The 13,420-nt window shown below is 66.0% G+C and carries 10 protein-coding genes and 1 pseudogene; 5 read left to right on the top strand and 6 right to left on the bottom strand.

All coding sequences use genetic code 11. From position 1 onward, the window contains the following. Window positions 1-227: 227 nt before the first annotated feature. Both BRAD285_RS21365 and BRAD285_RS21370 read right to left on the bottom strand, forming a co-directional pair. Window positions 228-1,511 carry an ABC transporter substrate-binding protein gene (locus BRAD285_RS21365; RefSeq protein ID WP_139020680.1) on the bottom strand — a complete coding sequence of 428 codons (1,284 nt, stop codon included), beginning with the start codon at window positions 1,509-1,511 and terminating at the stop codon, window positions 228-230. A 73-nt stretch (window positions 1,512-1,584) separates the two neighbouring features. Beyond that, window positions 1,585-3,288 carry a methyl-accepting chemotaxis protein gene (locus BRAD285_RS21370; protein WP_035647814.1) on the bottom strand — a complete coding sequence of 568 codons (1,704 nt, stop codon included), beginning with the start codon at window positions 3,286-3,288 and terminating at the stop codon, window positions 1,585-1,587. A 561-nt stretch (window positions 3,289-3,849) separates the two neighbouring features. Between BRAD285_RS21370 and BRAD285_RS21375 the strand changes: the two are divergent. Next, window positions 3,850-4,113: pseudogene (locus BRAD285_RS21375) on the top strand (methyl-accepting chemotaxis protein); the annotation flags it as partial. 86 nt (window positions 4,114-4,199) lie between these two features. Here BRAD285_RS21375 and BRAD285_RS21380 read toward each other — a convergent pair. The 4 genes from BRAD285_RS21380 to ltnD form a co-directional block, all read right to left on the bottom strand. After that, window positions 4,200-6,227: a methyl-accepting chemotaxis protein gene (locus tag BRAD285_RS21380; RefSeq protein ID WP_035647811.1), complete on the bottom strand. Its 2,028-nt coding sequence runs from the start codon at window positions 6,225-6,227 to the stop codon at window positions 4,200-4,202. A 276-nt stretch (window positions 6,228-6,503) separates the two neighbouring features. After that, window positions 6,504-7,781 carry a 3-oxo-tetronate kinase gene (otnK, locus tag BRAD285_RS21385; RefSeq protein WP_006613784.1) on the bottom strand — a complete coding sequence of 426 codons (1,278 nt, stop codon included), beginning with the start codon at window positions 7,779-7,781 and terminating at the stop codon, window positions 6,504-6,506. Beyond that, on the bottom strand, window positions 7,778-8,560 hold the full coding sequence (gene otnI / locus BRAD285_RS21390; protein ID WP_006613783.1) for a 2-oxo-tetronate isomerase: 783 nt from the start codon (window positions 8,558-8,560) through the stop codon (window positions 7,778-7,780). The genes otnK and otnI overlap by 4 nt, the downstream gene beginning before the upstream one ends. Before the next feature lie 23 nt (window positions 8,561-8,583). Next, complete coding sequence (gene ltnD, locus BRAD285_RS21395; protein WP_006613782.1) at window positions 8,584-9,495, bottom strand: L-threonate dehydrogenase; 912 nt, start codon at window positions 9,493-9,495, stop codon at window positions 8,584-8,586. Window positions 9,496-9,615: 120 nt separating this feature from the next. Between ltnD and BRAD285_RS21400 the strand changes: the two genes are divergently transcribed. From BRAD285_RS21400 to BRAD285_RS21415, 4 genes are all read left to right on the top strand, one after another. Then, a complete protein-coding gene (locus BRAD285_RS21400) occupies window positions 9,616-10,278 on the top strand; it encodes an aldolase (protein WP_006613781.1) in 663 nt (220 codons plus the stop codon). A gap of 21 nt (window positions 10,279-10,299) precedes the next feature. Beyond that, window positions 10,300-10,512, top strand: a complete 213-nt coding sequence (locus BRAD285_RS21405; RefSeq protein ID WP_006613780.1) for a hypothetical protein — start codon at window positions 10,300-10,302, stop codon at window positions 10,510-10,512. 484 nt (window positions 10,513-10,996) lie between these two features. Beyond that, window positions 10,997-12,034, top strand: a complete 1,038-nt coding sequence (locus BRAD285_RS21410) for an ABC transporter ATP-binding protein (protein ID WP_006613779.1) — start codon at window positions 10,997-10,999, stop codon at window positions 12,032-12,034. A gap of 60 nt (window positions 12,035-12,094) precedes the next feature. Next, entirely contained in the window at window positions 12,095-13,384 is a 1,290-nt protein-coding gene (locus BRAD285_RS21415; RefSeq protein WP_006613778.1) for a PotD/PotF family extracellular solute-binding protein, read from the top strand. The last annotated feature ends 36 nt before the right edge of the window (window positions 13,385-13,420 follow it).

A 13,420-nucleotide genomic window follows, 5' to 3' on the forward strand; every position in this document is an offset into this window, starting at 1 on the left:
AGCCTTCCTCTGAATCGATCGCGGCCCGAGAGACCGGGTTGCTTGCCGCGCGAAAAATTGTTCCAAGTTGGCGCCAATCTCGAAGTCAGAGTTCTAGGAAGACTTAACCACCCGGTCCGTATGATTACGGAGCTGCAAGGCGCGAGACATACGTCCACACGCTCTTCGTTCCACACTCGCCTCTTACATGCGCGCCGGCTGCCGAACCGGCGGCCTTGGGCCGCTCGTCACTCCAGCTCGATCGCCTGATAGGCGCCGGTCTCGTCGAGCGCCGTGCCCCAGATCTTGTGCGAGGCCTGGTGCTCGGCGGGGCCGAAATTGAGCAAGGCGCCAAGACCGAGATCGATGTTGCGCATGGATTCGAGCGTCTCGATCAGCCGCTCGGTATCGAGCTGCGGACCCGTCCGCTTCAGGGCTTGAACGAGGATGCTCGCCTCGATGTAGCCCTCGAGCGACGTGTAGTCCGGCGGCTCGCCGGGAAAGTGCTTGGCAAGCGATGCCTTGTACTCCAACACCAGGCTGGAATAGCCGGAGACGGCGGGGACCGCCTGGGTCACCACGACACCCGCTGCATAGCGCGGGCCGAGCAAGGTGAGCTCATTGGCAAGCGCCGAGGCGCCGACCGCCGACACGTTGACGAAGATGACGCCGGGAAGCGCGGCGTGCGCCTTCTCGATGAACTTTGCTGCCGCGCGCGAGGTCGCGACCATGATGACTGCGCGGACGGGCGTCTTCTGCGCCTTCAGCTGATTGATCGCGGGCTCCACATCCACCGTGTTGCGGACGTAGTTCGCGCGCAGGATGGCAGCGTCGTTGAGCCCGAGGGTGCGAAACGCCTTGGCCACGCCGGCGAAGCCGGCATCGCCGAAGGAATCGTCCTGGGCGAACAGCGCGATCTGGCGCGGCGGCACGCGGCGCAGCTTCACCAGATAGCGCACCAGCGCATCGGCTTCCTCCGAATAGCTCGGACGGTAGTTGAAGACGTAACGGTCGGGCGGATCGTGCCGCGTGACGTTGGCGCCGGTGTAGGGGCTGAAGAACAGCACGCGCCGTTCGAGCGCATAGGGGATGGCGACGGCCGCCGTCGCCGTCCCGAAGCTGCCGACGAAGCCGAACACCTGCTCCTTCTCATAGAGCTGCTTCATGGCGTCCAGCGTGCGGTTCGGATCGTAGCCATCGTCGGCGACGGCAAGCCTGAGCATCCGGCCGTGGACACCGCCGGCCTCGTTGGCGCGGTTGAAGGCGGCTTCGATCCCCAGCTTGAGCAGGCGGCCGGATTCCTTGTTCGCGCCCGACAGCGGCACGACGCTGCCGAACGTGATCTCGCGCTCCGTGACGCCGCGAGCCGGCGATCCGGCGATGGCGCCGACTGCGGCGACGGTGAGCCTGTCGTCGGGCGCAGCATGCGCCGGAGCCGCGAACATGAGGGCGAGGATGAGGGGCGAACGATATGCAACGAAGCGCGTGCGGGTCACGACCTTGCTGCGAGGCCGGACGGGACGAAAGATCATCATGACAGGAGTTCAAACTCGTTGAGGGATGTTGGAGCTGGCGTCGGCTAATGGTGCGGTCGATGCAGGCCTGTCAGGAGGCGCGGACCGATTGCAGGAAATGGCTCACCTCGCGTTTCAGCCGGTTGCTGTCCGTCGACAGTCCTTGCGCCGCCTCCAGCACCTGGGTCGAAGCCGAGCCGATCTCTTTGGCGCCGCGCTGCACGTCGGTGATGTTGACAGAGACCTGCTGGGTGCCCTGCGCGGCCTGCTGCACGTTGCGCGAGATCTCCTTGGTGGCGGCGTTCTGCTCCTCCACCGCCGCGGCGATGGTCGAGGACACTTCCGACAGCCGCTCGATGCTGCCGGAGATCAGCCGGATGGCATTCACCGACTCCTGCGTGGCCGTCTGGATGCCGGCCACCTGCTGGCCGATCTCGTCGGTCGCCTTGGCGGTCTGCTCCGCGAGCGCCTTCACCTCGGCAGCGACCACGGCAAAGCCGCGTCCGGCCTCCCCTGCCCGCGCCGCCTCGATGGTGGCGTTCAGCGCCAGAAGATTGGTCTGCCCGGCGATGCTGTTGATCAGCTCGACGACATCGCCGATGCGGCTCGCGGCGCGCGAGAGTTCGCTGACGCGCTCGTTCGTTCGCTTCGCCTGCTCCACCGTCTCCGTGGCCATGCGCGCCGATTCATGAACCTGACGGCCGATCTCGGTCACTGACGACGTCATCTCCTCGGTGGCGGAGGCCACGGACTGCACATTGGTCGAAGCTTCCTCGGACGCCGCCGCGACGGCGGTGGCGAGCTCGCCGGCGCGCACCGCCGTCTTGCTCAGCGTGTCCGCCGACACTTCCAGCCGCGACGAGGCGGACGACACGGTCTCGACAATCTCGCCGATCGCCGCTTCAAAATCGTCGGCCATCTTGTGCATGTCCGCCTTGCGCCGGGCGAGCGCCCGCTGCTCGCCTTCCTTCTGCTCGGCCTCGAGCGCCTGACGCTCGATGGCATTGCTCTTGAACACTTCGACAGCGCCGGCCATCTCGCCGATCTCGTCGCCGCGTCCGATCCCTGGCACGTCGACGTCGAGACGGCCGCCGGCGAGACTCTTCATCGCCGCGGTCATCCGATGCAGCGGGCCGGTAATGCCGCGTCCGACGATGGTCGACACAACGAGCAGAACGAGAAGCACGAGCCCTGCCGCCATCAGCGACTGGCGAGTCGAGGCCCACGCCTGCGCCGAGAGGTCGTCGATGTACACGCCGGTGCCGACCAGCCAATTCCACGGCGCGAAGCCCGCGACATGGGTGAGCTTCGGCTGCGGCGTCTCGGAGCCGGGCTTCGGCCAATCATAGTCGACGAAGCCGCGGCCGTGCTGCCGCACGACGTCGACCATCTCGACGAACAGCTTCTTGCCGTTGGGATCCTTCATGTCGGCGACGTCCTGCCCGACCAGCTTGGTCGAGATCGGATGCATCAGCATGCGCGCCGACATGTCGGTGACGAAAAAGTACTCGCTGCCGCTATAACGCAGCTGAGAGGCGCGCTCCAGCGCGCGCTTCTGCGCATCTGCGACCGAGATAGCTCCCTTCTGCGCGGCCGCATGCTCTTCGGCGAAAATAGCGAGCGCGAGCTCGGTCAGATGCCGGAGCTCGAGCTGCTTCTGCTGCTTGAGACCGGCGGAAAGCTCACGCGAATTGAAGGCGGTCAGGCCGATCAGGCCGATAAAGCTCAGGCCAATCAGCGCATAGATCTTGATGCCGATTGTGAGCTTGAAACGCTGGGGTAGTGCAAGCGACATGTCAGTCTCCACGGGCGCGACTGTTTGAGAGGGCGCTCGGGGACAGACCGTGTCGTCGATGGGCTGGGCTCGCCCGTCCTGTGCACGCTAACGGGCCCCACCGCCCATAGGTGCAAACGTAGGGACCACCGGGTTAGGCCGGGTTAACGCGATGTCCGTGCAAATACGGAGCGACGGCCGAAATTGGTCGTCACCCTGCCCAGATCGGTAACGCGCTCCGGCCTGGCCGTGCGGCGCGTTGTCTCATGTGCTGCGGCCGGACCAGACAAGCGCCGTTTTGCCCGTGGAGCTCGACTGCGTATCGGCCGCTGATGACGCGACCCTAAGGGCCGGAAGTTAAAGCAAGTTAAAAACCTGGATTGACTACGCAGGTTATTTTGCCAGAGCGGCGACACGACCGGCGCCCTTGCGCGCCCGCCGAACGAAAAAGCCGCAGGCGTTGCGCCTGCGGCTGAGTGAGAATCGGCGAACGACGCAGCGACTATGCGGCGCGCACCGTCTGCAGGAAGCGGCCGACTTCGAGCTTGAGTCGGTTGCTGTCGGTCGACAAGGTCTGCGCCGAAGGCAGCCGCCCCGATCGGCGACGTGGTCGAACTGATCAACACCATTGCAGGACAGACCAACCAGCTGGCGCTCAACGCCACCATCGAGGCGGCGCGAGCCGGAGAGGCCGGCGGGGTTTTTGTCGTCGTCGCCACCGAGGTCAAGGTGCTGACCGAGCAGACCTCCAAGGCGACCGGCGATCTCGGCCAGCAGATCTCCAGCATTCAGGTCGCGACGCAGGAGTTGGTCAAGGCCATCCGGACCATCTCCGGCACGGTCGAAGCGCAGCGCGCAAAGGTAAAAGGCCGGAGCGTCGCCGCTCCGGCCTTTTCACAAACTCAGCAAGCTGTCAGTGGCCGCAATCGGCGTTAGGCCGCCCGCACCGATGACAGGAAGCTCGCGACCTCCTGCTTCAGTCGGCTGCTGTCCCCCGACAGCGCCTGCGCCGCCGACAGCACCTGCGAGGAGGCCGAGCCGGTCTCCGCCGCGCCGCGCTCGACCTCGGTGATGTTGGCTGAGACCTGCTGCGTGCCGTGCGCCGCCTGCTGCACGTTGCGGGAGATTTCCTGCGTCGCTGCGCCCTGCTCTTCGACCGCCGCGGCGATCGTCGAGGAGATTTCCGACAGCTTCTCGATCGTAGAGGAGATCTCCTTGATGGCGGTGACCGACTCCTGCGTCGCGACCTGGATGCTCGAGATCTGCTGGCCGATCTCGCCGGTCGCCTTCGCCGTCTGCTCCGCCAGCGCCTTGACCTCGGAGGCGACGACCGCGAAGCCGCGGCCAGCGTCGCCGGCGCGCGCCGCCTCGATCGTGGCGTTGAGCGCCAGGAGGTTGGTCTGTCCCGCAATCGTGTTGATCAGCTCGACGACATCGCCGATGCGCGTCGCAGCCTTCGACAGCTCGCTGACGCGGCCGGTGGTGGTGCGGGCCTGGCCGACGGCATCGTTGGCGATGCGCGCGGATTCCTGCACCTGGCGGCTGATCTCGGTCACCGACGAGGCCATCTGCTCGGTCGCGGACGCCACCGACTGCACGTTGGTGGTGGCCTCCTCGGAGGCCGCGGCCACCGCCGTCGTCAGTCCCTGAGACCGCGACGCGGCCTCGGTCAACGTCGTGGCCGACTGCTCGAGCTGGCTCGAGGCCGAGGACACGGTGTTGACGATCTCGCCCACCGCGGCCTCGAACTGCTCGGCGAGCCGCTGCATGTCGGCCCTGCGCTGGCGTGCCGCGATCGCGTCCTGCGCGCTCTTCTCGCCGGCCTCGGCGCGCGCCTTCTCCTCGGCATTGCTCTGAATCACCGTCACGGTCTTGGCGAGATCGCCGATCTCGTCACCGCGCGATGCGCCGGGAATGACGATGTCGAGGCGGCCGCGCGCCATCTCGCCCAGCGCCCCGTTCAGCCGCGTCAACGGCCGCGCGATTCCGAGGAACGAGAACACGACCGAGCCGATCACCGACAGCAGCACGGCAAGTCCGACGAACAGCGTGATGTAGCTCGCCCGCGCGGCGACCTGGTCGGCATCGAACCGGGCGCTGGCGTTGCGCGCGCGCGCGTCCTGGATCGCCGCATTCATCAGCTCGCCGGCCTCGCCGAGATAGATCAGGGTGCGGTCGCGCAGCACGGCCTCCTTGATCCCCTCGATCTTCACCACCTCATCGTTGGCGGCGACGAAGTCGGAGGCAATCCCATTCAGCTTGGTGATCGTGGCCTGGACCTCGCGATCGTCGGCCAGCATGCGCGCATCGGTCAGCGAGCTCTTCAGGCCCGGGATCGTCTGCTTGACCGTCTTGATCGTCGCGGCATCGCCGGTCATGCCGAAGCGCCAGGCCTGGGCGCGCATGTAGTTCAGCTTGGCGTCGGCCGTTTGAAGCTGACGCTCGACGCGTTCGCGGAAGGCGAGGTTCGGCAGCGCCGGGGAAGCCAGCAGGGCCTTCAGACCGTTGCTCCATTCGTTGGACACCCCGCTGCGCTTGTCGATCTGGATCAACAGCGCCTTTTGCGCCTCGGCGAGATCGACCGCGCCCGCGGCATAGCTCGTCATCAGCTCCTTGATCCGGGTGAGCCGGGTGCGGTTCTCGGCCGTCGACACGTTGGTGAGCGCCGCGTCGATGTCGGTGACCATCGCGGTCGAGAACTGCTGAATGTCGGCAGCAGCCTTCTCCGCCTCGGCCTGCGACCGCGCCAGCCGCGCCGAGCGGCCGCCGAGCTGGGTCTGCTGCATGTTGGCGCTGGCCGACAACACGCTCTCGACCACCCGCCGCGCGCGCTCGGCCTGCTGGTTGGCCTGGTTGACCGCTCTCTCCGCCATCATCTGGTTGGCGATCATGCCGACCGCGAGAGATGCGCCGATGGCGCCAGCAAGCCCGAGTTTGTAGCCGATCCGATTCAGTTTCATTGCCCTACCCACAGAAGAACGCGCGCCGCGCGACGGTCCGTGTAGGAGGTATAGAGGTGAGGTCCATAGAGACCGTTAATTTACGGGAGTCATCGTGCATTACACGCGAAAAACTTCTGCATTTTCTGTGTGCGTCCCGATGCTTATGGCGGCACGACGCGCTGGCGCGCCGTGTTAAGGCTCACAAACTATGCAGACTATGCAGGGAATCGCGCCGCTACACCGGAGCGTTCCGAAATCCGGAACGGGGTGGCGCTCATAGCCCGTCGAGGCGGGCTAGCGCATCAACTCCAGCGCGTCGGCAAAGAAGCGCGGCCCACCGAAATTGCCGGACTTCAACGCCAGCAGCATCTCGCCGTCGGCAGCGCCGATCGCGCGCAGCACCGGCACGCCGGCCGCGATCTCCGGCCCGACCAGGAAACCCGGAATCCCGAGCCGATCGACCACGGCGCCCGAGGTCTCGCCACCCGCGACAATCAGTTGCCTGACGCCGGCGTCGATCAATCCCTCCGCCAGATCGGCCATCGCCTGCTCGATCGCGTGTCCCGCCGCCTCGCGGCCATGCCTCGCCTGCAGCGCACTGACCTGATCGGGCGTTGCGCTGGAGGCGATCAGCACCGGGCCCTTGCCGATACGCTCGCGCGCCCAGGCGAGCGCCCGCTGCGCCTCGTCGGCACCGGCGACCAGGCCCGCGGCGTCGAGATGCAGCACCGGCATGATCGCCTCGGCCTGCGCGATCTGCTGCAACGTCGCCTGCGAGCAGCTACCCGCGAGGCACGCCGCGAGGCCGCCGACCGGCGCATCGTGGTGATGCCCCAGACCGTGCGAATGCACATGCCCGGCCGCGACCAGCGCCCGCGCCAGCCCGAGCCCGATGCCGGAGGCGCCGACCGAGACCTTGTGCTTCAAGGCCGCCGCGCCGATCGCGGTCAGGTCGGCATCGAACACGGCGTCAACGACGGCCGCGCCGATGCCCTGCCCTGACAACTCCTGCAGCCGGTGTCCGATCGCCTCGGGACCATGCACGACGGTCGCGAGATCGACGAGGCCGATCTTGCGGCGGCTCTGGCGTCCGAGCACGCGCACCAGATTGGCGTCGTGCATCGGGTTGAGCGGATGATCCTTCAGCGGGCTCTCATTGAGCGGCACGTGGCCCACGAACAGGTTACCCTGATAGACGGTGCGCTTGGTCTCCGGGAAGGCCGGCGTCACGAGCACGATGTCGTCACCGGCGTCGCCAGCGAGCGCATCCATCACCGGACCGATGTTGCCGGCGTCAGTGGAATCGAAGGTCGAGCAGATCTTGAACAGGACATGACGGGCGCCCCGGGCGCGCAGCCACGTGTCAGCCTCGCGCGAGCGAGCGACCGCCTGCGAGGCCTCGATCGAGCGGCTCTTCAGCGACACCACGACGGCGTCAACCTCAGGCAGCGCGAGATCGGAGGCCGGCACGCCGATGGTCTGTACCGTGCGCAGCCCGGCGCGGGTGAGCGTGTTGGCGAGGTCGGAGGCGCCGGTGTAGTCGTCGGCGATGCAGCCGAGCTTCAATGTCACGGCTTCACTCCCTTGTAGGCTGCGAACCAGCCGAGCCCGTCCTCGGTGCGGCCGCGCGGATTGTATTCGCAGCCGACGAAGCCGGCATAGCCGAGCCGGTCGAGCTCCTCGAACAGGAACGGATAGTTCAGCTCCTCACGGTCGGGCTCGTTACGCGAGGGAATGCTGGCGATCTGGATGTGGCCGATGATGTCCATCATCGCGCGCAGCCGCATGGTGACGTCGCCGTGGATGATCTGGCAGTGGTAGATATCGAACTGCAGCTTCAAATTCGGGATCTTGAGCTCGCGGATCAGATCGCGGGCGAAGCCGAAATCGTTGAGGAAATACCCGGGCACGTTGCGCGAATTGATCGGCTCGATGACGACGTCGAGGCCATGGGGCGCGAAGAACTCCGCCGCCCAGGCGACCGACTTGTAATAGGCTTCGACCGCTTTGGCATCATGGCGGTCGGCGATGCCGGCCATCAAATGCAGCCGCTTCACGCCGGTGGCCTTGGCATAAGGCAGCGCCGTCTCGAGACTCGCCTTGAGATCATCGAAGCGCTCCGGCAGCGCCGCAAAGCCCTTCTCGCCGGCGTCCCAATTGCCGGGCGGTAGGTTGAACAGCGCCTGCGTCAGGCCGTTGCCGTGCAGCCGCTTGCCGACCTCCTCGACCGGATGATCGTAGGGAAACAGAAATTCGACCGCGGTGAAGCCGGCCTTGGCCGCGGCTTCGAAGCGGTCGAGGAACGGATGCTCGGTGAACATCATCGAGAGGTTGGCGGCGAAACGGGGCATGGCGAACTCGCGTCCTATTATTACTATTTGGATGAGCCCGGCAGCGTCGTGCCAGTGACCTGCGCGTACATCCGCGCCACCGATGCGTCATCGTCGCGGCCCATGCCGGCGGCCGCCGTCATCAGGAACATCTGCAGCGCGGCGGCCGAGACCGGCACCGGGAAGCGGTGATTGCGCGCCATGTCCTGGATGATGCCGAGGTCCTTGACGAAGATCTCGACCGCGCTGCGCGGCGTGTAGTCGCCGTCGAGCACATGCGGCATGCGGTTCTCGAACATCCAGGAATTGCCGGCCGAGGCGGTGATGACCTCATAGACCTTTCTGATGTCGAGGCCCTGCTTGGCGGCAAACGCAATCGCCTCGCTGGCGGCGGCGATATGCACGCCGGCGAGCAGCTGGTTGATCATCTTGAACGCGGCGCCCTGCCCCGCGGCATCGCCGAGCTCGTAGAGCTTGGCCGCCATCGCATCGAGCGCCGGCCGCGCCTTGGCAAACGCCGCCGTGCTGCCCGAGGCCAGAATGGTTAGCTCGCCCTGCGCCGCCCGCTGCGCGCCGCCGGAGATCGGCGCGTCGAGATAATGCCGGCCGGTCGCCTCCAACTGCTTGGCGAGACGCCGCGCCACGTCCGGGTCCATGGTCGCGGAGGAGACGAACACGGACTCCTTCGGCATCGTCTCGGCCGCGCCGCCCGGACCGAACAGAATGGCTTCGGTCTGCGCCGCATTGACGACGACGCTGACGACGATATCAGCCCCCGCGGCCGCCTCGGCCGGGCTCTTGGCGCCCTTGCCGCCATCGGCCACGAACCGCGTCACCGCATCTGCCGAGACGTCGCATCCGGTCACCGCGAAGCCCGCGCGCTTGAGCGAGGTCGCCATGCCATATCCCATCGAGCCGAGCCCGATCACGGCGACGTTCAATTGCGATGACGACATGCAGCAAATCCTCGAAGCGTTTCCCGACCTGTCCGGTTGATCCGGCTCGTCCCTGGGTATCACGGCTTGGCCACGCTGCCAAAGCGTGAGACAAAGCATCGAGGGAACGAGGAAGAATCCGTGGCGGACACTGCGATTCGCGAGGCCATCTGCCGGTTCGGCCGCTCGCTGTTCGAGCGCGGGCTGACGCCGGGCTCGTCCGGCAATATCAGCGTGCGGCTGGATGATGGCGGCTGGCTGGTGACGCCGACCAATGCCTCGCTTGGCTTTCTCGATCCGGCCAAGCTGTCGCGGCTTGATGCGAGCGGCAGGCTGGTCTCGGGCGATGCGCCGACCAAGGAGGTGCCGCTGCACACGGCGCTATACCAGACGCGTGAGGCCGCCCGCGCCGTGGTGCATCTGCACTCCACGCATTCGGTCGCGATCTCGATGCTGCCGGAGATCGATCCACTGATGGCGCTGCCGCCGCTGACGCCTTATTATTTGATGCGCTGCGGTCAGACCGCGCTTATCCCCTATCATCGTCCGGGAGATGCCGCCGTCGCCGACGCCATCAAGGGCCTCGCCGGCAAATACGCCTCCGTGCTGCTCGCCAATCACGGCCCCGTCGTCTCCGGCGACACGCTGGAAGCCGCGGTATTCGCCATGGAGGAGCTGGAGGAAACGGCCAAACTCTATCTGCTGCTGCGCGGGCTCAATCCCCGGCACCTGTCGCCGCAGCAGGTCGCCGATCTCGTCAAAGTGTTCGGCCTCACCCTGCCCGATCACGACGATCATCATTGACCGAACCGGCGGCCGATGCGCATGCAGTACCCTGCACCTTCGCCCGCCGAGATCGAAGCCGCTGCCCGCGTGCTGTTCGAGGAAGCTCGCTTCTATCGCTGGTTTCCGATCACGACTGATTCCTACGAGATCTTCGCCGAATCCGATCGAATCGGGGTCGCGGAATTACGCGGCATTGCCGAACGCATGTTGACGGCGGCAGCCGTGGCCAAATTGCAGACGCGGTTGCGCTAGCCTGGGGAGGCTGCACCGTCATGTCGCCCGACGCACCGCCTTGCCTCTGATCGGCTTTGATGCCTAATATTCAGGCAGAAATCGGCTGCGCAGGCAATCAGCGGCCGCTCGATCGATAGGCAGACGCGCCCCGGTCTGACGCACAATCGCGGCCAGAGCCTCTACCATCGATTGCAGCGGATTCCGCTCCACACGCCTGATGCACAGACAGGAACAGGCAAAGTGCCTCCACGACACCGTGGTTGCTGCTGTTTTCCCGGCCTATCGCACGGGATGTGCCCGGCCGACGCCGATGCAGACGGCTCGCGGCCGCCGATTGCATACGCATCGCCGAGAGCGCGCGCTCTTTATGCACAGGGCCATCCGGCTGCCAGCCATTGGCATATCCGTTGCAGACACCACGCAGGTCGGGAGCCGGGCGCCCGACCGCGCGAACCATGAGTCATGCCCGGGTCTCGATAATGACGGACGATATGGAGGGCGGATGGCGGCGGGCGCGAGCTTGGAACTGGTGAAGGTGACGAAGATGTACGGTCACGTCACCGCCGTCGACGCAATCGACCTGCGGATTCCCGCCGGCTCCTATTGCTGCCTGCTCGGTCCCTCAGGCTGCGGCAAGACCTCGACGTTGCGCATGATCGCAGGCCATGAGTCCGCGACCTCAGGCGACATCATCGTCGGCGCCAAGAACGTCACCGAGCTGCCGCCCGCGGGCCGCGGCACCGCGATGATGTTCCAGTCCTACGCGCTGTTTCCGCATCTCTCCGTCATCGACAACGTCGCCTTCGCGCTGAAGATGAAGGGCGTATCGAAGCCCGAGCGTCACGCCAAAGCGCGCGAGCTGCTCGAGCTCGTGGACATGCAGAGCTATGCCGGCCGCCTGCCCGCGCAGCTCTCCGGCGGCCAGCAGCAGCGCGTGGCGCTGGCGCGCGCACTGATCACCTCGCCGCAGATCCTGCTGCTCGACGAGCCCCTGTCGGCGCTCGATCCGTTCCTGCGGCTGCGGATGCGCGCCGAGCTGAAGCGGCTGCAGCGCGAGCTCGGCCTCACCTTCATCCACGTTACCCACGGCCAGGACGAGGCGATGGCGCTGTCCGATCTGGTCGTGCTGATGAATGGCGGCAAGATCGAGCAGCAGGGCACCCCGCGCGAAATCTTCAACCATCCGCGCACGGAATTCGCCGCGCGCTTCATCGGCGGCCACAACGTCATCCCGCTCAAGGGCGAGACCTTCGCCGTGCGCGTCGACCGCATCCAGCTGAAGGCGCCGAACGCCGCGATCGACGGCCCCGCCGTGCCCGGCACGATCAGCAAGATCGAATATCAGGGCACTTACGTGCAGGTCGCGGTGGCGACCGACGGCGGCCCGGAGATCTCGGCGCAGCTCAGCGACGACCAGTTCGACGCGGAGACCCACGTCATCGGCGAGCGCGTCGTCGTGACCTGGAATCCGGCGCAAGCCGACGCGCTGACGCCTCGCCCCGCAACTGCAGCCGCACCGGCTGCAGAACTCGTGGCCTGATTTTCTGGCCTGATTTCGCCTTCTCGTTTTTATCCCAAGAAGATGATCAAGGAGATGATCATGACTGATCGATCGAAGAAGACATCCATCAGCCGCCGCTCGCTGCTCAAGGGCGCGGCCGGCGTTGCCGGTCTCGCCGGTACGGGGACCCTGCTCAGCGCGCCCTATGTGCACGCCGCGGACCCGAAAGTGCTGAGCTATCTCGGCACCGCCGTGAACGAGGGCGACGAGATCGCCAAGAAGTGCCTCGCCGACACCGGCATCAAGATCGAATACATCACGGCGACGACCGATGACGTCACCAAGCGCGTCATCACCCAGCCGAACTCGTTCGACGTGCTCGACACCGAATATTTCTCGCTGAAGAAGCTCGTGCCGTCGGGCAACATCTTCCCGCTCGATGCGCGCAAGATCAAGGAGTTCGACAACATCACGCCCGTGTTCACCAAGGGCGAGCTGCCGAACGGCAAGAAGATCGGCGGCCAGGGCACCGCGCCGTGGAAGGTGCTGTATCTCGAGGGAGCGAACTCCAAGACGTTCTCGGCCACGCCCACCGAATACGTCACCTTGATCCCGACCGTGTACAACGCCGACACGCTCGGCATCCGTCCGGACCTGATCAAGCGTCCGATCAATTCCTGGGCCGAGCTGCTCAATCCCGAGTTCAAGGGCAAGGCCTCGATCCTCAACATCCCCTCGATCGGCATCATGGACGCCGCCCTCGTCGTCGAGGCGACCGGCCAGTACAAATATGCCGACAAGGGCAACATGACCAAGGCCGAGATCGACCTCACGATGAAGGTGCTGACCGAGGCCAAGAAGGCCGGCCAGTTCCGCGCGTTCTGGAAGGACTTCAACGAGTCGGTCAACCTGATGGCCTCCGGCGAGACGGTGATCCAGTCGATGTGGTCCCCGGCCGTCACCAAGGTGCGCTCGATGGGCATCGCCTGCACCTTCCAGCCGCTGAAGGAAGGCTATCGCTCCTGGGCGTCGGGCTTCTGCGTCTCCAAGGCCGTCGGCGGCAGCCCGAAGCTCGACTGGGCCTATGAGTTCGTCAACTGGTACCTGTCGGGCTGGGCCGGCGCCTATCTCAACCGCCAGGGCTACTATTCGGCCGTGCTCTCCACCGCCAAGGCCAACATGACCGAGGACGAGTGGGGCTACTGGATGGAAGGCAAGCCGGCCAAGAGCGACATCAAGGCGCCGGATGGCACCCTGATGGAGAAGGCCGGCGCGGTGCGCGACGGCGGCTCCTATGACGACCGCATGGGCGGCGTCGTCTGCTGGAACGCCGTCATGGACGAGAACGACTACATGGTCCGCAAGTGGAACGAGTTCATCGCCGCCTGATGTGACCGCCATTGCTGCCGCGCCCGCGCCGTAGTG

The organism is Bradyrhizobium sp. ORS 285 (genome assembly GCF_900176205.1).
GTDB lineage: Bacteria > Pseudomonadota > Alphaproteobacteria > Rhizobiales > Xanthobacteraceae > Bradyrhizobium.

Excerpts from the sequence above, each read along its gene's own strand:
- BRAD285_RS21370 (WP_035647814.1), bottom strand. The coding sequence starts at position 3,288 with ATGTCGCTTGCACTACCCCAGCGTTTCAAGCTCACAATCGGCATCAAG.
- ltnD (WP_006613782.1), bottom strand. The coding sequence starts at position 9,495 with ATGTCGTCATCGCAATTGAACGTCGCCGTGATCGGGCTCGGCTCGATG.
- BRAD285_RS21410 (WP_006613779.1), top strand. The coding sequence starts at position 10,997 with ATGGCGGCGGGCGCGAGCTTGGAACTGGTGAAGGTGACGAAGATGTAC.
- BRAD285_RS21380 (WP_035647811.1), bottom strand. The coding sequence starts at position 6,227 with ATGAAACTGAATCGGATCGGCTACAAACTCGGGCTTGCTGGCGCCATC.
- BRAD285_RS21415 (WP_006613778.1), top strand. The coding sequence starts at position 12,095 with ATGACTGATCGATCGAAGAAGACATCCATCAGCCGCCGCTCGCTGCTC.
- otnI (WP_006613783.1), bottom strand. The coding sequence starts at position 8,560 with ATGCCCCGTTTCGCCGCCAACCTCTCGATGATGTTCACCGAGCATCCG.
- BRAD285_RS21405 (WP_006613780.1), top strand. The coding sequence starts at position 10,300 with ATGCAGTACCCTGCACCTTCGCCCGCCGAGATCGAAGCCGCTGCCCGC.
- BRAD285_RS21365 (WP_139020680.1), bottom strand. The coding sequence starts at position 1,511 with ATGATCTTTCGTCCCGTCCGGCCTCGCAGCAAGGTCGTGACCCGCACG.